The following is a 22,913-nucleotide window of genomic DNA, read 5'->3' on the forward strand; positions in this document are numbered from 1 at the left end:
TTCCTCAGGCGGCGACGGGCCGGGCGGCGGGGGCGGGGGGCCCGGCGGGGGCGGCGGGGGCGGCCGTACGGGCCAGCAGGGCGGCGATCCGCCGCGAGGCCAGGCCGTCGCCGAACGGGCTCGGCAGCGCGGCGAGCCGCTCGCGCAGGGCCCGGCCCTGGTCGAGCCGCTCACGGGCGGCCGCGCCGAGCTCCGGTCCGGGCCGGACGAGGGTCGCGAAGTCGGCCATGGCTTCGGGGCGCTCGGTGGAGTTGCGGACCACCACCAGCGGGCGGCCCAGTACGGTCGCCTCCTCCTGCACCCCGCCGGAGTCGGAGACCAGCAGGGCCGCGTGCCGGGCCAGCCCCAGGAACTGCGCGTAGCCCAGCGGCGCGGTGACCCGCAGTGCGTCCAGGGCCCCGGCCAGGCCCGCGGCCTCGATCCGGGCCCGGGTGCGGGGGTGCAGCGGGAGGACGACGGGGAGGGTCCGGGCCAGGCCGGCCAGTTCGCCGAGCACGGCGCTCAGTGCGGCCGGGTCGTCGGTGTTCTCGGGCCGGTGCACGGTGGCCAGGACGTACCCGTCCGGGCGCACGCCGAGCGGGGCGAGCAGGGCGTCGCGGTCCCGCGCACCGGGCAGGTGGGCGCGGACGGCCTCGACGACCGTGTTGCCGGTGAGTTCGATCCGGTCGGCGGGCAGGCCCTCGGCCAGCAGGTTGTCCCGGTTCTCGGGGGTGGCCGCGCACAGCACGTCGGCGAGCCGGTCGATCAGCACCCGGTTGTGCTCCTCCGGCATGGCGCGGTCGTGGCTGCGCAGCCCCGCCTCCACGTGGACGAGGGGCAGGTCGCGGGAGTTGGCGGCGAGGGCGCCGGCCAGGGCCGCGTTGGTGTCGCCCTGGACGACGACCGCGCGGGGCCGGTGCCGGGTGAAGAGCGCGTCGAGCTGGGCGAGGCCGGCTGAGATCTGCACGGCGCGCGGCCGGCCGCCGATGCCCGTCAGGTAGGTCGGCTCGGGGAGGCCCAGCTCGGCGAGGAAGCGGCCGGACATGTCCTCGTCGTAGTGCTGCCCCGTGTGCACGAGCCGGGCGGCGGGGCCGAGCAGCCGGCACAGCTCGGTCAGCTTCACCAGTTCGGGACGGGTCCCGAGGACGACGGCGATGCTGCGCGGGGGCAGGCCGGTCATGCGGAGGCTCCTTGCGGCCGGACGGGGCGGGACACCCCGGAGCGTGGGGAACGGGGGTTGCCGCGCGCCGCCGAACCGGTTGCCGGACGGTTGCGATCACGGACGGCGGGGCAGCTCGGGACCTTCGGCCCGCCCCCGGCGGGGCCTTGCGTCCCCGCCGGGGGCGGGCCCTACGTCCCGGACCCCGGGAACGGCCTCAGGGTGTCGCGTCCGTCGCGTCCGTCTCTTCCCTCGCGTCCGTCGCCCTGGTAGCGGTAGCCGAGTCCGCGCACCGCCTCGATGGGGTCCTCGGCGTGGCGTCCGGCGGCCTGCTGGATCTTGCGCCTGACCCGCAGTACGGCGAACTTGACCCGCTCCCGGCCCAGGCCCGCCGGGTCGTCCCACACCTGGACGAGCAGCTGGTCCGTGGTGACGACCCGGCCCCGGTTGCGCACGAGCGTCTGCAGCAGCCGGTACTCGATGTCGCTGAGGCGGACCTCGGCGCCGTGCCAGAGGACGGCGCGGCGCTCCGGGACCAGGTGCAGCGCCGAGTCCTGCCGGTCCCCGGACCAGCCCGGGCGGCCGGCGCGGCGCAGGAGGGCCTCGATCCGGGCGAGCAGCTCCTCCTGCCCGAAGGGTTTCGGCAGGTAGTCGTCGGCACCGGCGCGCAGCCCCCGCACCCGGTCCGCCTCCGCCCCGCGGGCGGTGAGCAGCAGGACCGGGAGGTCGGTCAGGTCCCGGGTGCGTTCCAGGACCTGCCAGCCGTCGAGCTCCGGCAGGCCGATGTCGAGGACCATCAGGTCCGGGCGGTCCGCGAACAGGCGGCGCAGGGCCTCCCTGCCGTCGGCGGCGTGCCGGACCTCGTACCCGGCGCGGCCGAGGAGGGCGCGCAGGGCGGTGGCGAGGTCGGGGTCGTCCTCGACGAGGAGGATCCGCGTCACGGGGCAGCGGCTCCGGCTCCGGCGTCGGAGCCGGGGGCGGCGGGTGCGGGTCCGGGGCGCGGGCCGGCGACGGGCAGCCGCACGGTGAACACGGCTCCTCCTTCCTCCCCGCCCGGCGCGTCGGCGACGGTCAGGTCGCCGCCGTGGCGCCGTACGATCTCGCGGCTCAGCGCCAGGCCGAGGCCGGTCCCGGCGTATCCGCCGCTCTCGGCGTTGGGTGCGCGGACGAAGCCGGAGAAGATCTCCTCCCGGTAGTCCGCGGGCACCCCGATGCCGGTGTCGGCCACGTCGACGGTCCAGTGGTCGCCGTCGACGGCCGAGGTGACGGTGATGCTGCCGCCGGGCGGGGTGAACTTGGCCGCGTTCTCCAGCAGGTTGGCGAGGACGTGTTCGAGGTGGAGCTCGTCGCCGTGGAGGGGCGGGCCCGGGGCCGTGTCGAGGACGACGAACACGCCTGCGGCCTCGGTGGTCGCGATCCGGTCGAGGACCGCGTGGGTGAGCATGCGCGGTACGTCGACCGGCCCGAACTCCAGGTTGAGCTGGGGGGCGCGCATCACGGTGGTCTCCATCAGGGTGGTGATCACGCGTTCCATGCGGCGGGCGTTGCGGTGGACGGCGTCGAGGAACTCCCGCTGCTCCGCGGTGAGCGGGCCGGACACGGGGTCGGCCAGCAGTTCGCAGAAGCTGATGACGGAGGCGAGCGGGGTGCGCAGGCTGTGCGAGGCGAGGGCGACGAACTCGTTGCGCTGGCCGGCCAGTTCGGCGAGCGTCCGGTTGTCCCGTTCGAGGGCGTGCGCACGGCGCTTCTCCTCGGTGACGTCCTCGGCGGTCCACAGGGAGCCGAGCAGGTTGCGGTCGGCGTCGTAGAGGGGCTCCACGTCGCGGCGGATGATCCGGCCGTCCTTCAGGGGGATCTCGGCGGTCCGGTGGACCCGGCGGGCGGCGATCGCGTGCGTGGTGTCGACCACCCAGGCGGGGCGTTCGGCGAAGGTGGCGCAGACCGCTTCGACCACGGGGCCGAGGGGGGCTCCGGGGGTGTGGGCGACGCCGGCGGCGTCGAGGCCGAACATGTCGGTGAAGCGGCGGTTGACGGCGATCACCTGCTCGTCCCCGCCCTGGACGATGGCGGCGCGCGGCAGTGCCTCCAGGACGGCCTGCACCTGGGCCGGGGCGGTGTGCACCCCGCCACGGTACGCCGGGATCCGGGACCCGGCGGTGAGGACACCCCCGCGACGGTGTCCTGCGGACCGGACCGGACCGCCCGGCGACGTGAGATGGCGACGACTGGACGATCCACTCGATCCGCGCGATCCGCGCGATCCCCGCGATCCCCGCGATCCCCGCGATCCCCGCGATCCCCGCGATCCCCGCGATCCCCGCGATCCGAGCGGAACATATGGCCGGATAGACCCCATTCCCGACAGTTGACGCCGGCCATGTCCGCCGGTCCGGTCGGCGTCGGGCCACCCGGCGCCGCGGCCCGCCCCAGCAGGGCGGTTAGGGTGGCCGGGTGAACCTTTCTTCCGCGCTTCCCCGTTCCTTCCGGCTGCTCGTCACTGGCGGGGGGACCGGTGGGCATACCTACCCCGCCCTGACCGCGATCCGTACCCTGCAGGGCCGTCTCGCGGCCGCCGGCAGCACCCTCGACGTGCTGTGGATCGGAACCGCCGACGGCCTGGAGGCCCGGGTCGCCCCCGCCGAGGGGATCGCGTTCAAGACCGTCGCCACCGGGAAGATCCGCCGTTCGGCGAACCCGCTGAAGATGCTCTCCGCGGCGAACATGAAGGACATGGCGAAGGTGCCGCTCGGCGTGGCCCAGGCCCGCACGATCGTGTCCGAGTTCGCCCCGGACGTGGTGCTCGCCACCGGCGGGTACGTCGCGGTGCCGGCCGGACTGGCCGCGCGGATGTGCAAGCGGCCGCTGGTGCTGCACGAGCAGACCGTGCGCCTCGGGCTGGCCAACCGGAAGCTGGCCGGGTCGGCCACCCGCATCGCCGTGTCCTCGGAGTCCTCGCTGCCGCTGCTGCCGGAGGACGTCCGCGGGCGCGCCGTCGTCACCGGCAACCCGGTCCGCCCGGAGGTGCTGTCCGGGCACCCCGACAAGGCCGTGCACGCGCTGAACCTCACCGGTTTCGACCGCCGGCTGCCCACCGTCTACGTCACCGGCGGCGCGCAGGGCGCCCAGCAGATCAACGGCGTGGTGCGCGAGGTGCTGCCGTGGCTGCTGAGCCACGCGAACGTGATCCACCAGTGCGGCCCGGCCAACGTGGACGAGCTGCGCTTCGCGGCCGCCGGCCTGGACCCGGTCCTCCAGGGCCGCTACCACGTGACGGGCTTCGTCGGCCCCGAGCTGCCTGACGTGCTGGCGCTCGCCGACGTGGTGCTGTCCCGGTCCGGGGCGGGCACGCTGGCCGAGCTCACCGCGCTGGGCAAGCCGGCGGTGTTCGTCCCGCTGGCCACCTCGGCCGGCAACGAGCAGGCGCACAACGCCCAGCACCTGGCCGACGCGGGCGCCGCCGTCGCGCTGCTCGGCGAGGTCACCGCCCAGAGCCTCGCCGACGCGATCGGCCCGCTCCTCACCGACCCCAACCGCCGCGCCTACATGGCCGACCGCGCCCGCGCGTACGGCCGCCCGGACGCCGCTGACCGCCTGGTGGACGTCCTGCTGGAGGCGGCCGCCCGCTGACCCACCCGCGGACCGGCCCGAGGGGGCACTCGCAGCGCATCCACCACGACGACGGACGGGATGCGGCCACGGGTGCCCCCTCGGCGTGTTCCGTACGTCCCGCCAGGCACCTTGCGGCGAGCTGTGACCGGCGTGCGCCGAGAACCCTGAGGTTTCCCCATCTCCCCGGACGCAGCACCGCCCTGCTCCAAGCCGTCACCCAGATGCCGCGCATCGTCGTCGCCGACCTCTTCGGCCTCCACCCACAAACCGCAACGAGCTGGGCCCGTCACGCAAACGACAGCTGGACTCGTTACCTCGCAGCCCGCCTCTAGGGCTTCGTCAACCCCGGACAACTCCGAGCGCCCTCCCGCGGAATCCGATGGTGCGACGCGGTTCCGGCGTCAAGAATCAGCGGATGCATGAAGTCAAGCTGTCCGACGGGATCATCACTCTGTCGCCGCTGCGCCTGGACGACGTGAACGCGCATCTCACAGGGGAGGACGAGCTGCTGGTTCGCTGGCTCAACGGCGGTCGCGGCACGCGCGAGGGCATTGAAGCGTACTTCCAGCACTGCTGGGAGCAGTGGGACACTGCCGGGCCGCTCCGCGCTTTCGGCATCCGTGTGGGAGCCGACGAGACACTCGCGGGGACGATCGACCTGCGGTTCGCAGGAGGGGGCTTGGCTCCCGGCCAGGTGAATGTCGCCTACGGCCTCTATCCGTCCTGGAGGGGGCGTGGCCTTGCAACTCGCGCGGTCCTCCTGGCGTCCCGGTACGCGGCCATTGAGGGCGGGGAGGAAGCGGTGATCCAGGTAGACCCGGAGAATCCGGCATCCGCTGCAGTCGCGCAGCGGGCAGGATTCACCCCCGGCAAACAGCCGCACAGCAACGACGGCACACGGTTCCACTGGTACATCCGGGACCTGCGCGACGCTCCCAGTGACGACCAGCAGCTACGGGACGACCCTCAGCAGGCACCGAGCAGGTCGCCCAGAAGGCCCGCCGGGTCGTGGAGCACCCGGGCGCCATCGGTCACCACGCGGTGTGTCCCCAGGTCGACCGGATCCGTCTTCGCCCAGGACGGAGAACCGATGCCGATCTCGACTTCCAGGCCGGAGGCCGTGGAATAGCGTCGTTCGGTGATCGGTCCCCACGACTCGGCGCGGATCAGTCCGCCCAGGCCGAGCTCACCAGCCCAGGCGGCGTTGTCAAGGTATCGGGACTCGTCAGTGGTAAGCAGAACGATGTCGACATCGGAGTCGGGTCGCGCAGCATTGCGGGCACATGATCCAACCAGGAGTAGACCAACGATGTCCTCGCGGTCCTTCGCCCATCGGGTGATGCGATCAACGAGTTCGTCAATCTCAGCGATCCGCTCCGGCGTCAGCGCAGTAGAACCGCTCACCGACCGATCGTCACGACGCACTCGAGTCCCCCGACAAGTAGTTGGTGCTCATTTCAGGCAGCCTTTCAGACCAGCGCTGCCACCGCCAGCGACGCGGGCGTCCGTCACGGCGGCCGGAACCGCGGAACCCCGACCAGGGCCCGCCGGAGCCGGGCGACGTCGATCCGGCCCTGGTTCAGCCCGCCGCGGAGGGCGCCGTATCCGCGCCGGTACTCGGGCGTGAGGGCCAGGTCCACGAGGGTGCCGTGAACAGGGGAAACCCCGAACGAAGACTGGGCCCTCAGCCGCGTGCGTCGTGCGCTTCAGACCGCCAGGCTGAAATCACCGCCCGCGGCGATGTGGGTGATGGCGCCGATCCCGGTGCCCACCGTGACGGGGGTGCCGCTCATGCCGCTGGTGCTGCCGTTGCCGAGCTGCCCGCGGTCGTTCGCGCCCCAGGTCTTGACGGTGCCGTTGGACAGCAAGGCCAGGCCGTGAAGCCCGCCTGCGGCGAGGCTGGTGGCGTTGGCAACGGTCAGCCCGCGCCGAACCCTGGAACGCCACCGGCGAAGGCGCCATGCACGACTACAACCGCCCGTACGCCCTGTGCGTCTGGCACCCCGGCCAGCAGCGCATGATCCTGCCCTCGTGAGACCTGCAGCTCCTCCGCTCTTGAAAGAGTGCCGAACTGAGTACGCCAGTCACCTGAAGGTGTTTCCGCAGTTCAGATGCATGTTCACCCGCACATCAAGGCCCCTCCGTCGCCTGGGTGAGCTGTAGGGGGACACAGGGGGACACAGGGGGACAGGGGGGACAGACGTCCCGTGAAGCCCGGGGAAAGACGCGGAAGAACCCTGCCTCCTCCACCCCCTACCGGGGTATGACATCCGGCTTGGCTCCACGGTCCGACGTGCGGCCGGGTACCTCCTTCCTACCTTCCTCCTCGTCAACGGCCCGGCACGGGGGCCGGTTCGAGGAGAGGGGGAAGGGGCATGCGCCGCTTCCGTAGGACGGTCGTCGCGGCAGCGCTGGCGGTGGCCGTCGTCGCCGGGACCGCCGGATGGGCCGCCGGGGACAGCCGGCCGGCCGTCACCGGGCCGCCGCCCGGGAGTGCCGCCTGGCGGGCGGGGTCGGCCGGCGGGCGGGCGCTGCCCGATCCGGAGGCGGCCTCCCCGTACGAGGTGGCGCGGTTCTTCGCCGCCCTGGACGGGGACGCGCGCCGGGAGCTGGTACGGGGCCACCCGCTCGTGGTCGGCAATCTGGACGGGGCGCCGCTCCCCCTGCGGTACGAGGCCAACCGGCTGGCCGTCCTCGCCACGGGTGAGGCCCGCTACGCCTCCCTCGCCGGACCCGGCCGGCAGATCCTGGCCTTCGACCCGCGCGGGCGGGGGCAGGTCGTCGAGGTGTTCGGGGACCTGGAGCGCGCGGCGCACGTCTCGGTGGTCGTGCCGGGGTCGGACAACGACGCCGCCACGCACGACGCGGCACGGGCCCCGCACACCGGGCCGGCCGGGATGGCCCGCGCGCTGCGGGCGGCCGCCGGCGAGGGGACCGCCGTCATCGCGTGGACGGGCTACACCACCCCGGTGGGGGTGGGTCTGGACGCGGCGACCGGGCGGCTGGCCGGGGCGGGGGCGGTCCGGCTGGCCCGGTTCACCGCCGGGCTGGACGCGGTCGGGGCGCCCGACCCGGTGCTGTTCTGCCACAGTTACGGTTCCGTGGTCTGCGGTCTGGCGGCCCGTCACACGGACGCCTCCGACGTGGTGGCCCTCGGCTCCCCCGGCATGCGCGCGGACACCGCCGCGGGCCTCGGCACCCGGGCCCGCGTGTGGGCGGCCCGCGGACCCTCCGACTGGATCGCGGACGTGCCGAACACCCGGTTCGCCGGCCTCGGCCACGGCGCCGACCCGGCCTCCCCCGCGTTCGGCGCGCGCCGGGTGCCGGCCGGCGACGTCCGCGGCCACACCGGCTACTTCGTGCCCGGCACCGGCTCCCTGGCCGCGTTCGCCGCGATCGCGAAGGGGGAGGTCCGATGAGCGCGGCGGAACGGATCGACCGGCGGACGCCCGCCCACCGGGACCGGGCGGTGGACGGCCTGCGGGCGCTGGCCCTGCTGGCGGTGCCCACGGGGCACTGGCTGCTGAGCGGTTTCACCCTCGACGCGGAGGGCGGCCTGCACAACGCGAGCCCGCTGTCGGCCTTCGGTGCCCTCGCCCCGGCGAGCTGGGTGCTCCAGATGCTCGGCGTCTTCTTCCTGGTGGGCGGCTACGCGTCGGCCCTCTCCTTCGGCCGCCGCACCGGTTCGGCCGGGGCCTGGCTGAAGGGGCGGATGGTGCGGCTGGGGCGGCCGGTGCTCGGGGTGACGGCGGTGTGGGCGCTGGCCGCGCCCGTGCTGTACGCGGCGGGCGTGCCGGAGGCCACGTTGCGGACGGGGGCCACGCTGGTGGTGCAGCCCCTGTGGTTCGTCGGGGTGTACGCGGTGGTGACGGCCCTGACCCCGTACTGCGTGCGGGCGGCGGAGCGGCTCGGCGGGTGGGCGGCCGCGCCGCTGCTCGGGTCGGTCGCGGTGGTGGACTTCCTGCGGTACGGGCCGCTCGCCGGGTCGGTGCCGTCCTGGCTGTCCGTGCTGAACGTGCTGCCGGGCTGGATGTTCGCGTACCAGCTGGGCGTGGCGTGGGGCGGGCGGCGGATCGGGCGGCGCGGGGCGTGGCTGCTGCTGGCGGGCGGGACGGCGCTGTTCGCGGTGCTGCTGCTCGTCTTCCACTACCCGGCGTCGATGGTCGGGGTGCCCGGCGAGGCACGGACGAACTCGCATCCGCCGTCGCTGCTGGTGCTGGCGCTGGCCTCGGCGCAGTCGGGGGCGGCGATCCTGCTGCGGGACCGGCTGGCGCGGCTGCTGGCCCGGCCGGTGCTGTGGGCGCCGGTGGTGGTGGTCAACCTGTCCGCGATGACGATCCTGTGCTGGCACCAGACCGCGATGCTGGCGGCGGCCGTCCCAGGCGCGCTCGCGGGCGCGGTGCCGGGGCTGACGACGGCGCCCGACACCCTCGGCTGGATCGCGGCGCGGGCGGCGTGGATGCCGGTGTTCGCGGTGCTGCTGGCCGTCATCGCCCGGTACGCCCGCCGGTTCGAGGCCGCCCCGCCCCCGGCCCGGGGCCGCCGGGCCCCGGCGGTACGCCGTGCCGTGGCGGGGCTGCTGGCGGCGGGCTTCGCGGTGTTCGCGCTGGGCCTGGCCTAGGGGGTGTCCCCGCGCAGGGCGGCGGCCGCGGGGCCCTCGCCGTGTATCTGCAGGCGGCCCGTCCGGAGGGCCTGTGCCATGCCGAGCGTGCCCTCGCCGAGCTCCCGGCAGGTGTCGGCGTCGAGGACGAGGCGGGCGTCGGCCGTTTCGGCGGGCCCGTCGCCGTAGACCGGACCGCCCCCGTGGGCCGGGCCGTCGCCGCCGAGGCGGACGTGGAACACGCCCTCGTCGAGGACCACGTCGACCACGGCCGGGACCCCGGTCGGCGGGAGGCGGCGCAGCAGGGGGAGCGCGTACCAGTGGGCGCGCAGCGCGTCGGTGGGGCGGCGTTCGGCGAGGTCGGGGGCGCCCCATTCGGCGAGTGCGGTGAGCACGGGCAGCAGTCCGGCGCCGCGCGCGGTCAGTTCGTACACGGTCGCGGCCGCCGGCGGCGGGAGCTTGCGGCGGGTGGCCAGGCCCTGCGCCTCCATGTCCTTGAGCCGGCCGGCCAGTACGTCCGTGGAGACGCCGGGCAGGTCGGCGTGGAGGTCGGTGTACCGGCGGGGGCCGGCCAGCAGTTCCCGGACGATCAGCAGGGTCCAGCGGTCCCCGACGGCGTCCAGGGCGCGGGCCGAGGCGCAGTACTGGTCGTAGCTTCGACGGCGTGGCTGACGAGGTGACATGCAGCGCAGTCTAGACAACATGTTGGACTTTCCAAGCTTCCACTTGGTAAAACCAAGCAGGAGGTCCGGAGTACGGGACCGGAGTACGGGAACAGCGGGAACAGGGAGGGCACGGCATGGAGTTCCGGCAGTCGAGCAAGCTCAGCGAGGTCTGCTACGAGATCCGGGGCCCGGTGATCGAGCACGCCAACGCGCTGGAGGAGGCGGGACACAGCGTGCTGCGCCTCAACACCGGCAACCCGGCCGCCTTCGGCTTCGAGGCGCCGGAGGAGATCGTCCAGGACATGATCCGGATGCTCCCCAAGGCCCACGGGTACACCGACGCGCGCGGCGTGCTCTCCGCCCGCCGGGCCGTGGTCCAGCGCTACCAGGCCATCGGCCTCACCGATGTGACGGTGGACGACGTCTTCCTCGGCAACGGCGTCTCCGAACTGGTCTCCATGGCCGTCCAGGCGCTGCTGGAGGACGGGGACGAGATCCTCATCCCCGCCCCGGACTTCCCGCTCTGGACCGCGGTCACCACCCTCGCGGGCGGCAAGGCCGTGCACTACGTCTGCGACGAGTCCGCCGACTGGTACCCGGACCTGGAGGACATGGCGTCCAAGATCACGGACCGCACCAAGGCCGTGGTCATCATCAACCCGAACAACCCGACGGGCGCCGTCTACCCCCGGGAGGTCCTGGAGGGCATCCTCGAACTCGCCCGCCGCCACGGGCTGATGGTCTTCGCCGACGAGATCTACGACCAGATCCTGTACGACGACGAGGTCCACCACAGCGCCGCCGTCCTCGCCCCCGACCTGGTCGTCCTCACCTTCTGCGGGCTGTCGAAGACGTACCGGGTGGCCGGGTTCCGGTCGGGCTGGCTGGTGGTGAGCGGCCCCCGGCAGCACGCGCGCAGCTACCTGGAGGGGCTGACCATGCTCGCCTCCATGCGGCTGTGCGCCAACGCCCCGGCGCAGTACGCCATCCAGGCCGCGCTGGGCGGACGCCAGTCCATCAAGGAGCTGACCGGTCCGGGCGGCCGTCTCCTCGAACAGCGCGACCGCGCCTGGGAGAAGCTGAACGAGATCCCCGGCGTGTCCTGCGTGAAGCCGAAGGGCGCGCTGTACGCGTTCCCGCGCATCGACCCCAAGGTGCACCCGATCCACGACGACGAGCGGTTCGTGCTCGACCTGCTGCTGCGGGAGAAGATCCAGGTCGTCCAGGGCACGGGCTTCAACTGGCCGCGCCCCGACCACTTCCGGATCCTGACCCTGCCGTACGCCGACGACCTGGACGCTGCGATCAGCCGGATCGGCCGCTTCCTGAGCGGGTACCGGCAGTAGGGCGGTAGGGCAGTAGGCGCGGCGCACCGCGCGCCGGAACGACGAGAGCGCCGCTCCCGGGGGGGAGCGCCGCTCTCGTCGTGCGGTCCGGGCGTGCCCGGTGCCGGTCAGGCGATCGAGGCGGCCACGATGGCGGCGACCGCCAGGTTGCAGGAGGCGGTGACCCACACGGCGGGGTGCGGCTCGGGGTCCACGACGATGGCGCCGAGCTTGCCCGGGGTCACCAGGTCCAGCACCAGGAAGGCCACGGCCATCAGGACCAGGCCCAGCACGCCGAAGGCGGCGGTGGACAGCAGGCCCTTGCCGAAGTCCTCGTAGGTCGTCCAGATCGAGGTGAAGACGATGCCGCCGATGCCGAGGAGGGCCGAGCTCAGCAGGAGGGCCGCGTTGCGGTTGCGCTCCTCCCAGATCTGCTTCGGGAGCTTCCCGGGCGTCAGCACGTCCACAAGGACGATGCCGAGGATCAGCAGCACCAGACCGAGGGCGCCGTAGGCGCTGGTACGGCCAAGTCCGTTGACGATGTCGCTCATTGAGAAGCCTGTCTCCGCGTGGGTGGGAAAGGATGGCCCGGAACGGGCCGGGACGGTGCCGTGGGGAGGCCGAATCTATCGCACGGCCCCGCCCCGGACCATGGGGAGGTCAGGAAATGGCAAAGGTCAGGGCCGCGCGGGCCGGTGAGGCGGAGGCGCTGACGGCGCTGGTGATGCGGTCGAAGGCGTACTGGGGGTACGACGCCGCCTTCCTCGCGGCGTGCGCGCCGCAGCTGCGCGTACGGGAGGCGGAGCTGGCCTCCCGGCGGATCGCGGTGGCCGAAAACGCCCGCGGGGAGCTGCTGGGCCTCGCCTCCCTGGACGACGCCGGGGACGGGCCGGGAGGCGGCCCGGGGGACGGGCGCGGGGACGGGCGCGGGGACGGGCGCGAGGAGGGTCGCGGGGACGGGCCCGCCGCCCGGCTCGGGCTGCTCTTCGTGGAGCCCTCCGCCATCGGGCTCGGCACCGGCCGGCTGCTGTACCGGGACGTGCTGCGCCGGGCCGCCGCCCTGGGCGTGCGCCGGCTGCTGATCGACGCCGATCCGCACGCGGCCGGCTTCTACCGGGCGATGGGCGCCGTGGAGCAGCCCGGCGCGGCCCCGGAGGGGCTCGTACGGTTCGCGGCCGCGCCGGCTCCGCTCGCGGACTGGGCGCGGGCCTGGACGGGCGGGGTGCCGGCGGTGCACGTGGGCAACGTCGCCGAGTTCAACGCGCAGTTCGCCGACGCCTCCCTCGACGCCGGGCAGCGCGCCGCGCACGACTACGCCTGCCTCGCCGCCTTCTACAGCCCCCGCCCGGCGGCGCTGGTGCTGCCCCGCGCGGTGCCCCCCGGCTGGGTCGCCCTGGTCGGCCGGCAGCTGGGCTGGGACCCGGGGGTCGAGGTGTACGACGGGCTCGCGGAGCGGGGCCCGGGCCTGTCGGACGCCGTGGCGGCCCGGCCGGCACTGGCCCGGCGGCTGACGGAGGGCGGGCCGCCCCTCGTACCGTGGGGGCTGACCGGGCCCTACGCCCGGCTCGCGGGGCTGCCGTGGCGGCCGGAGGGGCTGCGGTACGAGTCGAAGTCGGCCGCGCACGCCCTGTTCGGGCGGATCCTGGCGGGCGGAGGGCACCCGGGGATCACGCTCCCCGCACAGTGGCGGGCCCGTACCCGCCGGGAGGCCGTCCGGCTGCTGGCGGCGCGGTCCCGGGCGGGCGAGAGCACCGTTCTCAAATCGGAGCACGGTGTCGGCGGTTCCGGCACCACGGTGGTCACCCCCGGGGTCGTGAAGGCGGCCGGCGGCGCCCGGGCCCTGCTGCGCCGGCTGCCGCGCGGGCCCCTGCTCCTGGAGGAGTACGTGCACGGCCCGGCCGACGAGCGCCTCCCGCGGGACCTGACCTACGACGGGTTCGTGGACGGCGCCGGCCGGCCGCACGAGGTCGGCGCGGCAGTGATGGACGTGGCCGGCGGCGGCTACCGCGGGGCGACGGTCGGCCCCGGAGTCGTGCCCGACCGCCTGGCGGGGCCGCTGCTGGCGTTCGGGGCGGCGGTGGGCCGGGAGCTGGCCGCGGCCGGCCACCGGGGCTGGTTCGACGTGGACTTCGTCACCGACCCGGCGGGGCGGCTCGCACCGACCGAGGCCAACCTGCGGCTGACCGGCCCGTCGGCGGCGTTCATGGTGGCGGCCCGGCTGGACGAGCTGCGGGGCGCGGGGCACCTCGTACGGATCGCGGACCGCGTGGAGCTGGGCGCGCGGCTGCCCGACGCGCAGGTGGAGGCGCTCTGCGCGGACCTGGTACGCGGCTGCGCCGCGCTCGGGGCCGTGTTCGTACCGGCGATCCCGACGGCGGCGTTCGCCCCGGAGCCCTGGCTGGGCGTGCTGGTGGCCGCGCGCGGCGCGCGGGCGCTGGACGCGGCCGAGGCGCTGGTGCGGGAGCGGGCCCGGGCGGCCGGCGACGGCTTCGGGGCGGACTCCGGCCCGGGCCCGGACCCCGTTCCATCCCCCGGCCCGGCTTACGGCCCGTAGGGGGTGTCCGCGAAGTGGCTCCCCCAGCTACCGCTGGGAGGTGCCCCCAGCCCCTCGACGGCCGGCATGCGCTCTCGCCGCACCGGGCCCCGCGGGGCCCGCCCTCCGGGCGGACGGCTCCACTTTGCGGAAGCCCCCTGGCCCAACCCAACCCGGCCCCCGATCCCGGTCCCCGGCCCGACTCCCGACTCCCGGCCCCGGCCCCGGCCCGGACCCCGCCCCGGATCCCCGCCCCGGCCCCGAGTCCGCCCCTCCGCCGGTCAGTCGTCGAAGTCGAAGGGGCTGACCGGCTTCCGGGTCGCGTAGACGGCCACGACGAGGGCCGCGACCATCAGCGGGACGTTGAAGGCGTACACCAGGGCGGCCTGGCGCGGCCAGTCCTGCTTGGCCGCCAGGCGGTAGAGGTTGTCCTGCGGCCACCAGGCGATCAGCAGGTAGGCGATCGCCAGGTGGGCGGCGGTGGTGATGCCGCGCCCGCGCCGCTGGGCCAGCATCGGCCCGCGTCCGCTGAAGAGGAACACCACCCCGGCCCCGAAGGCGAGGCTCTCGCACAGGTAGAGGATCCAGAAGAGCAGGGCCCACGGGTTGGGGACGCCGGTCAGGTCGGTGGAGCCGGGCCAGATGACGCCCGTGAACACCCTGGCGAGGAGGCCCAGCAGCGGGGCGCCGCAGCCCAGGCCGAAGGCGAGCGGCACGACGTCCTGGCTCCCGGCCGCGCCCGCCGTCCGGACTCCCCCGGACTTGCCGCCGCCCCGGCCCCCGCCCACGGGCGCCAGGAGCAGCGGCGGCTGCGGCACCTGGGTCCGGTCCTCGCGGCCGGCGCGGGTGCGGGGCAGGGCGCGCATCCGGACCACCGCGCGCGGGACCGCGTCGGCGGGCACCTTCCCCTTCAGGTGTTCCCTGAGCCGGGCGGTGTCCGGCAGGACCTCGGCCGGGAGGCCGTGCGGCGGGGAGAGGTAGGCGACGAGCCGGTGCCCGCCCCCGGCGACGGCGACGCGGGAGACCAGGGCGGTGCCCACGGCGGCGTGCGTGCGGATCTCGGACTCCAGCGGGTAGGGGTCGATCCGGGTGCCGTCCCCGGCCTCGATCCGGTCGGCGGCCCTGCCGGCGAACTCCAGGAGCCCGTCCGGGCGCAGCACCCCGAGGTCGCCGGTGGCCACGGTCTCCCCGCCGCCGGGCGGGTCCACGGTGAGCTGCCCGTCGAGCACCCGGACCCGGCAGCCGGGGAAGGGGGTGCCGAGCAGGGAGATCCGCTCGGGCCCGTCCAGCGGGCGGGGCAGCTGCGGCAGTTCGAACCAGGCGCCGGTGCCGGCGGCCTCGGTGAGGGCGTAGACGTTGAGCACGCGGGCGCCGGGGCGCAGCCGGTCCTGGAGGGCGCTGTGTTCGTCGAGGTAGAGGCGGTCCCCGCTGACGGCGAGCAGCCTCAGGGACCGGAGTTCGGCGTCCGGCTCCCGGCGGAACGGGGCGATGGACTCCTGTTCGGACAGCAGCTCCGCGGCGCCGGCCGGGTCGGTGTGGAGCACGCTGACCTCCGCCGTGCGGACGGCTCGGAGGGCGTGTCCGGGCAGCCAGGCGGCGGTCTCGGGCAGGACGAGGGCGCCGCCGGAGCACAGGGCGCGGGTCCAGCCGGCGGCGAAGGGCGTGGTGTCGGGTCCGGCGGTGAACAGGTGCCGGTCGCCGGGGGTCAGGCGGGCCGTCTCGGCCCATCCTTCGTAGGCGGCGAGGAGCAGGGCGTGGCCGACGGGGACGGGGCGCGGGGTGGCGGCGCCGGTGAACAGCACGGCCGCGCCGTGGCCGGGGGCGGGCGGGGGCGGCGGGGCGGTGCCGTCGGCGCCTTCGCCGGGGTGCAGGACCCGCAGCCCCTTGCCGGCGTCGAGGCGGGCCGCGTCGGCGGGGCCGGCTATCAGCAGGTCCGGCGCGAGGGCGGCGAGCTGGCGCCTGCCGCCGCGCGGGTCGGCGACGTCGAGGACCGTGTAGACCCGGCCGGCCTTGAGCACGGCGAGCAGGGCGGTGACCAGTTCGCGCTGCCGGGGCAGGGCGAGGGCGACGAGGCCGTGCGCGGGCAGGTCCGCGTCGGTCAGGTGCCGGGCCAGCCGGTCGGACTCCGCGTCGAGCTGGGCGTACGGGACGGTCTCGTCCCCGGTGATGAGCGCGGGGGCCCGCGGGGTGCGGCGGGCCCATTCGCCGAAGCGGTCCAGTACGGTGCCGGCGCCCTGGCTGGCGGGGTGGTCCGGCTGTGATGACTGCGGTGACTGCGTCATTCCCCGATGATGCCACCGGGTACCGACAGGGCCTGGTGGCGGCGAAGTTCCGTTGGCAAAACGTGAGTTGACCACACCTCGGGGTGAGTCCGGACCGATCCGTTGACCTGAAGTCCGGTTGAGGTTCTAGCGTGGGGGCATGGACATGGAAGTCACCGCCTGGCATTCGCTGCACAGCGCGATCAACGCCCAGCAGGACCGCCGCCCGCTCTCCCGGGCGAGCCTGCGCCGGATCGCCGCCTTCGCCCGCCCGCACCGGCGCGGGCTGACCCTCTTCCTGTTGCTGAGCGTGGTGGGCGCGCTGCTGGCGGTGGCCACTCCCCTGCTGGCCAGCCGGATCGTGGACACCATCGTCGGGCACGGGGCCGAGGCCGAGGTGGTCCGGCTGGCGCTGCTGATCGCGGTGATCGCCGTGGCCGAGGCGGGGCTGGGCCTGCTGACGCGCAAGCTGTCGTCCACCCTCGGCGAAGGGCTGATCCTGGACCTGCGCCGGGCGGTCTTCGACCACGTCCAGCGGATGCCGGTCGCCTTCTTCACCCGGACCCGGACGGGTGCGCTGGTCAGCCGGCTCAACAACGACGTGATCGGCGCGCAGCGGGCCTTCAGCAACACCCTCTCCGGGGTGGTCTCCAACATGGTGACGCTGCTGCTGACGCTGGGCGTGATGCTGACCATCTCCTGGCAGATCACCCTGCTGGCGCTGGTGCTGCTGCCGGTGTTCGTGCTGCCCGCCCGGCGGATGGGCGCCCGGATGGCCGGGATGCAGCGGGAGGCGTCGGCGCTGAACGCGGCGATGGGCACGCAGATGACGGAACGGTTCTCCGCGCCGGGCGCGACCCTGGTGAAGCTGTTCGGGCGGCCCTCGGACGAGTCCGCCGAGTTCGCGGCCCGCGCGGCCCGGGTCCGCGACATCGGGATCCGTACGGCCATGGCCCAGTCGGCCTTCATCACCGCCCTGACCCTGGTCTCCGCGCTGGCCCTGGCCCTGGTGTACGGGCTGGGCGGGTACTTCGCGCTGCGCGGCACCCTGGAGGCCGGCTCCGTGGTCGCCCTCGCCCTGCTGCTGACCCGGCTGTACGCGCCGCTGACCGCGCTCGCCGGGGCCCGGGTCGAGGTGATGAGCGCCATGGTCAGCTTCGAGCGGGTCTTCGAGATCCTCGACCTGGAGCCGCTGATCTCCCAGAAGCCGGACGCCGTCCGGGTGCCCGAGGGCCCGGTGTCGGTGGAGTTCGACCGGGTCTCCTTCGGCTACCCCTCCCCCGACAAGGTCTCCCTCGCCTCCCTGGAGGAGGTGGCCGTGCTCGACGCCCGGGGCGGCACCCGGGTCCTGCACGAGGTGTCCTTCCGCGCGGAGCCCGGCCAGATGATCGCCCTCGTCGGCTCCTCGGGCGCCGGCAAGTCGACCATCGCCCAGCTGCTGCCCCGGCTGTACGACGCGGACGCGGGCGCGGTCCGCCTGGGCGGCGTCGACGTACGGGACCTCACCGCCGACTCCATCCGCGACACCCTCGGCATGGTCACCCAGGACGGCCACCTCTTCCACGAATCGGTACGGGCCAACCTGCTGCTGGCCCGGCCGGAGGCGGGCGAGGACGAGCTGTGGGAGGCCCTGCGCCGCTCCCGCCTGGACACGCTGGTAGCCGCCCTCCCGGACGGCCTGGACACCGTCGTCGGCGAGCGCGGCTACCGGCTGTCGGGCGGGGAGCGCCAGCGGCTGACCATCGCCCGGCTGCTGCTGGCCCGGCAGCGGGTGGTGATCCTCGACGAGGCCACCGCCCACCTGGACTCCACCTCGGAGGCGGCCGTGCAGGAGGCGCTGGCCGAGGCCCTGTCGGGCCGTACGGCCGTGGTGATCGCGCACCGGCTGTCCACGGTCCAGGCCGCCGACCTGATCCTCGTGGTCGAGGACGGCCGGATCGTCGAACGCGGCACGCACCCCGAGCTGCTGGCGGCGGACGGCCGGTACGCCGAGCTGTACCGGACCCAGTTCGCCACGCGCGGGGCGCCCGCCGCCGGGTAGGAGGCGGGCGCCCCGCGCGGCCGGGTCAGTCGTCCAGGAACACGATGCGGCGGCCCTGCCCGGCGGAGCCCTGGGCGGTGGTGGCCGCGAAGCGCCCGGCGGGCACGGCGCGTTCGCGGCCCCAGGCCCGGATCTCCTCGATCTGCTCCGGGTTGTTGCGGCTGAGCGGGACCGTGTTGGAGAAGGTGTCCTCCACGAAACCGGGCCGCATCTGCGCGGTGCCGCCGCCCAGGTAGGCCTCGGCGCCGACGTCGTGCAGGGCGGCCTCGATGTCCGAGCCGGCGAAGCCGTCGGAGAGGTCCACGAGCCGGGCGAGCTGCTCGGGGGCGGGCTCGGCCCTCAGGTAGCGGCGGTAGTAGATCCCGATGATCTCCTCCCGGTCGCGGGCGTCCGGCAGGTCCACGAAGAACAGTTCGTCGAAGCGGCCCTTGCGCAGCAGCTCGGGCGGCAGGCTGCGGACGTCGTTGGCGGTGGCCACCACGAAGGCGCGGGACTGGGACTCCTGGAGCCAGAACAGGAACTGGCCGATGATGCGCTGCGGCACGCCGGTTCCGTCGTTCACTCCGGCCAGCCCCTTCTCGATCTCGTCGATCCACAGCACGCAGGGCGCGACCCGGTCGGCGGTCTCCAGCGCCTCCCGGAAGCGCCCCTCGGACTCGCCGAGGTACTTGCCGTGGATGGAGCCCATGTCCAGCCGGTACAGCGGCAGCTGCCACTGGGCGGCGATGGCCTTCGCGGACAGCGACTTGCCGCAGCCCGGTACGCCCACCAGCAGCACCCCGCGCGGCGGCCGCAGGTCGGTGGCGCGCAGGTCGGCCTGGAGGAGGCGGCCGCGCCGGTCCAGCCAGTCGCGGAGGTTGCTGAGGCCGCCGACCGCGTAGTCGGAGGACTTCAGCGGCACCTTCTGCAGCCCGGTCAGGTCGTTGAAGATGCGGTCCTTGGACTGGGCCAGGAGCACCACGTCGCCGGACTCCACGGAGCCCTTGGCGGCGACGGTCGCCATCAGGTTGACGGCCTCCCCCTCGGTGACCCCGACGAGGAACCCGGCGGCGCGCCGGACGTCCTGCTCCTCCCAGGCGATGGGGATGTGGCCCCGGTGGTCGTCCAGGAAGGCGGACAGCGTCGCGTACATCTCGTCGGCGTCGGGCAGGTCGAGCTGGAGGCTCATCCCGAGCCGCTGGAGGCCGCTCCACACCGGACTGTCGGTGATCAGGATGACGCTGCCCATGTTGGTGTCGGCGAGCCGCGCCAGTTCGGCGACGTGCCGGGCCAGCGAGGTGTCGGCGTCCAGGCCGTCGGGTTCGACGAGGACCAGGGTGGCGTTGGGCCGGGAGGTGAACTGGGAGGCCGCGTACTCCATGGCCCCGGTGAGGGAGCGGTCGTCCATCACGGCCGTGTTGGTGCGCAGGTCCCGCAGTCCGGTGGCCCGGGTGTAGATCCAGAAGGGCATGTTGCCGCGCCGGGCGTGGGTGGCGGCGGTGCGCACCAGGCGCAGCGCGCGCTGCTGCTCGATGGTGCGCAGGCAGATGACCGGCACCCGGGCGGAGATGTAGCTGTCGAGGTCGCGCCGGCATTCGGCGTAGGTGGGCATGGGTGGCGGTCTCCGGTCAGTCGGTGATGATGCGGCGGCGGGCGGGCGCCGCCGGGTCGTACGACCAGCCGTCGCCCGGCGCCCGGTCCGGGGCGGGGGCGCCGCCGGGGCCGGGGGCGGTCAGCGGGTTCTCGCGCAGGGTTCGGCGGCGGGCCTCGATCAGGCGCGGGTCGGCCCCGGCCCGCAGGGCGCCGTCCAGGGAGGCCTCCAGCTGCCGCTGGAATCCGGCGATGTGGCCGTCCACGAGCTCCCGCAGCTGCTCGCGCAGGTCCTGCGGCAGGGCGGGGTGCGCGGTGAGGGCGCGGACGGCGTCCAGGCCGGTGCGGGCCTGCGCGAGGGCGCGGCCGGCGTCGAACTCGTCGCCGGCCGCGTCCAGGGCGGCGGTCAGGGCGGCCGCCCAGCCGCGCAGGCGCCGGTCCAGGGCGTCGGTCAGCTCCCCGGAGAAACGGGCCCAGGTCTCGGGGTGGAACTCCTCCGGGCGCAGTACGGGCAGCCGGGCGGCGGCCTCGGCGGTGGCGGCGCCGCCGTGGGCTCCCCAGTCGCGCAGGAACCGCGTCCAGGTCTGGTAGGCGCCGCCGTGGCCCCACATTCCGTCCATGGTCAGGGCTGCTCCCGCCGGCTGCCCGGGCGGCGGACGACCTGTTCGCCGGGCGGGAGCGGGGACCAGTCGGGCAGGCCCTGCACGATCCGGCGCAGCCTGGCGGTGGTGCGCTCCTCGGCGGGCTCGGTGCCGGCCGCCCACAGCCGTCGCCGCGCCCCGGCGGTGGCTGCGGCGGCCGCGGCTTCGGCGGCCGCGGCCTCGGGCCGCGGCTGGGCGTTCTCCCGGCTCGCCGGGTCGGGGGTGCTCATTCGGGATCGCCTCCGGGGGTGACGGTGCGGCCGGTGAAGGGGGAGTTGCCCTCGGTGGCGGTGGACAGGGACGCGATCAGCTCCCGTACCCGTTCCTCGACCGCGTCGGCGTCCACGTACGCCTGGTTCCACGCGGACAGTTCGGCGCGGGTGGCGACCAGGTGGCGCAGGCTCTCGGCCCTGGCGTCGGCGAGGTGCCCCTGCGCGGCCTCCTGGACCCGGCGGCACTGGCCGGCCAGATTGCGGATGATCAGCCAGGCGCCACCGCCGACGAGCAGCGCGGCCATCAGGGCCCCGACGGGACCGCCGCCCGAGCCGCCAACGAGCATGGCGACCAGGACCGCGATCACCGCGATCGCCACCGGCTGGGCGTACTTGTAGCCGAGGCCCGCGATGAAGGGGGCGGTGTGCCGGTCCCAGTGGTCGGCGAGGCCCTGCTGGAGCTCCGCCAGCGGGCTGAGGAAGGAGCCCTGCCACGGCGGCAGGTGGAACTGGCCGCCGGCCGCCAGCGGGTACGCGGCCCCGAAGCGGACCTCCACGTCCTGCGGTACGGCCGTCCGGTAGTCCCGGCTGAAGCCCTGGTGGGCGTGGTGGAACCAGTCGCGGCAGGCGGCGACGGCGAGCCGCCGGGTGGCCTGGGAGGTACCGATGGCGGCCGGGTTGAGGGCGGCGGAGCTCTGGACGGTGAGGTAGTCGAGGGATTCGTCGTAGGAGGAGGAGTCGGCGTCGGTGGCCGTCCGGGCGCGGGCGGTGTCCCCGTCGTGGGCGATCACCGCCTGCTGGTAGGCGAGGTCGCGGCGCAGCGGCAGCTCCTCGTCGTCGTACTCGGAGACGAGCCGGTCGAGGATGTCGTCGACGGCGTCCTCCAGGCGCTGCGAGGGGGCGGGTTCGGTGTTCATGACCGCCGTGTACTTGTCGAGGACCGCCTGCTGGCCCCGGGCGGCGGAGAGCACCCGGCCCAGCTGCGGCCACTGCGGGGACAGCGCGTGCAGGAAGGGGAACTCGGCGCCGGTCACGGTCGGGCACAGGCCGCGCAGTTCGGCTCCCCAGCGCTCGATCTGGACGTCCTGGGCACCGGAGTCGGCGCCGAGCAGCTCCTGCCAGTCGTCGAGGGCGTCGCGCAGCATGGTGCGGCCGACCGGGCCGAAGGCGCCCTGCGCCACGGACTCCAGGATGACGGCGAACTCGCGGCCGAGGGCGCGCGGGTCCTGGGCCAGCAGGTAGTGGCGCAGCCAGCGCGCGGACTCGGCGGGCCGGGCCTGGCGGCGCAGGACGAGCGCGAAGAACAGCGAGGTGCGGTCCGGGGAGCGGCGGAAGGCCTCCTGCACCGCCCGTTCGCACAGGGCGGGGTCGTCGGCGGACCAGGCGGTGAGCGCGACCAGCGCGGGCGCGAGCCAGTAGCGGGGGGTCTGGAGCATCAGTTCGTCGCCGACGGTGCGGACGACGTCCTCGGAGACGAGGCCGAGGTCGAAGGCCTGGAGCATGCCGACGGCGGTGCGCCGGACCACCTTGTGGTGGCCGAAGTCGTGGTCGAGCTGGTCCTGGAGGACGCCGACGCGGGTCTCGGCGCGCTGGAGGGCGGCGACGATCCGGGCCTGGGCGGCGAAGGCGAGGAACTCCTGGCGCAGCTGCTGGAGTTCGCTGCGCGCCTGGTTCTGCTGCGCTTCGACGTACTTGACCTGTGCGCCGACCTGGACGACCTGTTCGGAGACCCCGTGGACGAGCCTGTCGATCGCGGCGAGCTTGACGTACAGGCCCGCGTCCACCGCGCTCATGCCGCGCCTCCCGGGTGCGTGCCCGTGGGTCTGACGACGGATCCGCCGGCCAGGACGGGCAGCAGCAGCCCGTCGGAGTACGCCTCCACGTACGCGTAGCCGGGGTTGCGCACCAGCATCCGGGCCCCGCCGTAGGGGTCGGGGAGGGTGTCGCGGGGCGTGTAGTGCGTGACGATCGCGCCGAAGAGGTCGAGGACGTGGTCCACGTAGGGCGGGCCGAGGTGGCAGCGGGCGAGGAAGCCGACGGGCGCGCCCGGGTGTTCGCTCTCGTAGTGGTCCCGGATCCAGTCGGCGAGCCGCCGCCGCGCCGCGTCGTCGAGGCCGGCGTCGAAGCCGGAGACGGCCTCGAGCAGGTCCCGGGAGCGGTCCTTGAGCCGGTCGGCGACCGGGCCCGGCGGGCGGCCGGCCGCGGCGGGCGCCGGCGACGGGTCCAGGCCCATACCCGTGCCCGTACCCGTGCCCGTCGTCCGCGGGTCCTGGGCGGGTCCGACGATCCTGCGCGGGCGCTCGATGTACCCCATGGCCT

20 protein-coding genes and 1 pseudogene are annotated in these 22,913 nt (G+C 74.8%); 7 read left to right on the plus strand and 14 right to left on the minus strand.

All coding sequences use genetic code 11. The annotated features are described in order from the left end of the window. Positions 1–4 precede the first annotated feature (4 nt). The 3 genes from wecB to AC07A6_RS02475 all read right to left on the minus strand — a co-directional run bounded on the left by wecB (position 5) and on the right by AC07A6_RS02475 (position 3,260). Complete coding sequence (gene wecB, locus AC07A6_RS02465) at positions 5–1,159, minus strand: non-hydrolyzing UDP-N-acetylglucosamine 2-epimerase (RefSeq protein WP_478775746.1); 1,155 nt, start codon at positions 1,157–1,159, stop codon at positions 5–7. A gap of 170 nt (positions 1,160–1,329) precedes the next feature. After that, a complete protein-coding gene (locus AC07A6_RS02470; RefSeq protein ID WP_478775747.1) occupies positions 1,330–2,079 on the minus strand; it encodes a response regulator transcription factor in 750 nt (249 codons plus the stop codon). Then, the gene (locus AC07A6_RS02475) at positions 2,076–3,260 is read right to left on the minus strand and encodes a PAS domain-containing sensor histidine kinase (protein WP_478775748.1); all 1,185 of its coding nucleotides are present in this window, start codon (positions 3,258–3,260) and stop codon (positions 2,076–2,078) included. Before AC07A6_RS02475 ends, AC07A6_RS02470 begins: the two co-directional genes overlap by 4 nt. Positions 3,261–3,589: 329 nt before the next feature. On the opposite strand from AC07A6_RS02475, the gene AC07A6_RS02480 reads away from it, so the two are divergent. After that, positions 3,590–4,765: a UDP-N-acetylglucosamine--N-acetylmuramyl-(pentapeptide) pyrophosphoryl-undecaprenol N-acetylglucosamine transferase gene (locus AC07A6_RS02480; protein WP_362471297.1), complete on the plus strand. Its 1,176-nt coding sequence runs from the start codon at positions 3,590–3,592 to the stop codon at positions 4,763–4,765. Positions 4,766–5,162: 397 nt separating this feature from the next. Then, positions 5,163–5,600 (plus strand): annotated as a pseudogene (locus AC07A6_RS02485) (GNAT family N-acetyltransferase); the annotation flags it as partial. A gap of 113 nt (positions 5,601–5,713) precedes the next feature. Here AC07A6_RS02485 and AC07A6_RS02490 read toward each other — a convergent pair. From AC07A6_RS02490 to AC07A6_RS02500, 3 genes are all read right to left on the minus strand, one after another. Continuing rightward, entirely contained in the window at positions 5,714–6,151 is a 438-nt protein-coding gene (locus tag AC07A6_RS02490; RefSeq protein ID WP_478775749.1) for an aminoglycoside 6-adenylyltransferase, read from the minus strand. A gap of 104 nt (positions 6,152–6,255) precedes the next feature. After that, positions 6,256–6,387 carry a hypothetical protein gene (locus tag AC07A6_RS02495; protein WP_478775750.1) on the minus strand — a complete coding sequence of 44 codons (132 nt, stop codon included), beginning with the start codon at positions 6,385–6,387 and terminating at the stop codon, positions 6,256–6,258. Positions 6,388–6,453: 66 nt separating this feature from the next. Continuing rightward, positions 6,454–6,831 carry a hypothetical protein gene (locus AC07A6_RS02500; protein ID WP_478775841.1) on the minus strand — a complete coding sequence of 126 codons (378 nt, stop codon included), beginning with the start codon at positions 6,829–6,831 and terminating at the stop codon, positions 6,454–6,456. A 291-nt stretch (positions 6,832–7,122) separates the two neighbouring features. Between AC07A6_RS02500 and AC07A6_RS02505 the strand changes: the two genes are divergently transcribed. Continuing rightward, complete coding sequence (locus tag AC07A6_RS02505; RefSeq protein ID WP_478775751.1) at positions 7,123–8,166, plus strand: alpha/beta hydrolase; 1,044 nt, start codon at positions 7,123–7,125, stop codon at positions 8,164–8,166. Next, positions 8,163–9,368 (plus strand): acyltransferase family protein, encoded by a 1,206-nt coding sequence (locus AC07A6_RS02510; protein ID WP_478775752.1) that lies wholly within the window; start codon positions 8,163–8,165, stop codon positions 9,366–9,368. Before AC07A6_RS02505 ends, AC07A6_RS02510 begins: the two co-directional genes overlap by 4 nt. Here AC07A6_RS02510 and AC07A6_RS02515 read toward each other — a convergent pair. Next, complete coding sequence (locus AC07A6_RS02515; protein ID WP_362471285.1) at positions 9,365–10,030, minus strand: winged helix-turn-helix transcriptional regulator; 666 nt, start codon at positions 10,028–10,030, stop codon at positions 9,365–9,367. The genes AC07A6_RS02510 and AC07A6_RS02515 overlap by 4 nt on opposite strands. 116 nt (positions 10,031–10,146) lie before the next feature. Here AC07A6_RS02515 and AC07A6_RS02520 point away from each other — a divergent pair, with 116 nt between their 5' ends. After that, a complete protein-coding gene (locus AC07A6_RS02520; protein ID WP_362471282.1) occupies positions 10,147–11,358 on the plus strand; it encodes a pyridoxal phosphate-dependent aminotransferase in 1,212 nt (403 codons plus the stop codon). Between the two features lie 107 nt (positions 11,359–11,465). On the opposite strand, the gene AC07A6_RS02525 is transcribed toward AC07A6_RS02520, so the two are convergent. Next, positions 11,466–11,888: a DUF350 domain-containing protein gene (locus AC07A6_RS02525; RefSeq protein WP_125819052.1), complete on the minus strand. Its 423-nt coding sequence runs from the start codon at positions 11,886–11,888 to the stop codon at positions 11,466–11,468. A 116-nt stretch (positions 11,889–12,004) separates the two neighbouring features. Between AC07A6_RS02525 and AC07A6_RS02530 the strand changes: the two genes are divergently transcribed. Next, entirely contained in the window at positions 12,005–13,891 is a 1,887-nt protein-coding gene (locus AC07A6_RS02530) for a GNAT family N-acetyltransferase (protein WP_478775753.1), read from the plus strand. 260 nt (positions 13,892–14,151) lie between these two features. On the opposite strand, the gene AC07A6_RS02535 is transcribed toward AC07A6_RS02530, so the two are convergent. Then, positions 14,152–16,152, minus strand: a complete 2,001-nt coding sequence (locus tag AC07A6_RS02535) for an AMP-binding protein (protein ID WP_478775754.1) — start codon at positions 16,150–16,152, stop codon at positions 14,152–14,154. A 139-nt stretch (positions 16,153–16,291) separates the two neighbouring features. Between AC07A6_RS02535 and AC07A6_RS02540 the strand changes: the two genes are divergently transcribed. Continuing rightward, positions 16,292–18,172 carry an ABC transporter ATP-binding protein gene (locus tag AC07A6_RS02540; RefSeq protein WP_478775755.1) on the plus strand — a complete coding sequence of 627 codons (1,881 nt, stop codon included), beginning with the start codon at positions 16,292–16,294 and terminating at the stop codon, positions 18,170–18,172. A gap of 25 nt (positions 18,173–18,197) precedes the next feature. On the opposite strand, the gene AC07A6_RS02545 is transcribed toward AC07A6_RS02540, so the two are convergent. Genes AC07A6_RS02545 through AC07A6_RS02565 form a run of 5 tightly spaced genes read right to left on the minus strand, consistent with a single transcriptional unit; the run spans position 18,198 to position 22,908 of the window. Continuing rightward, positions 18,198–19,763, minus strand: a complete 1,566-nt coding sequence (locus AC07A6_RS02545) for an AAA family ATPase (protein WP_478775756.1) — start codon at positions 19,761–19,763, stop codon at positions 18,198–18,200. A gap of 16 nt (positions 19,764–19,779) precedes the next feature. Further along, on the minus strand, positions 19,780–20,361 hold the full coding sequence (locus tag AC07A6_RS02550) for a hypothetical protein (RefSeq protein WP_386272589.1): 582 nt from the start codon (positions 20,359–20,361) through the stop codon (positions 19,780–19,782). A gap of 2 nt (positions 20,362–20,363) precedes the next feature. After that, positions 20,364–20,612 carry a hypothetical protein gene (locus AC07A6_RS02555; RefSeq protein WP_478775757.1) on the minus strand — a complete coding sequence of 83 codons (249 nt, stop codon included), beginning with the start codon at positions 20,610–20,612 and terminating at the stop codon, positions 20,364–20,366. Further along, positions 20,609–22,387 carry a hypothetical protein gene (locus AC07A6_RS02560; RefSeq protein ID WP_478775758.1) on the minus strand — a complete coding sequence of 593 codons (1,779 nt, stop codon included), beginning with the start codon at positions 22,385–22,387 and terminating at the stop codon, positions 20,609–20,611. Before AC07A6_RS02560 ends, AC07A6_RS02555 begins: the two co-directional genes overlap by 4 nt. Continuing rightward, positions 22,384–22,908, minus strand: a complete 525-nt coding sequence (locus AC07A6_RS02565) for a hypothetical protein (protein WP_478775759.1) — start codon at positions 22,906–22,908, stop codon at positions 22,384–22,386. Before AC07A6_RS02565 ends, AC07A6_RS02560 begins: the two co-directional genes overlap by 4 nt. Positions 22,909–22,913 lie beyond the last annotated feature (5 nt).

This window comes from Streptomyces sp. NPDC044002, from assembly GCF_056434525.1.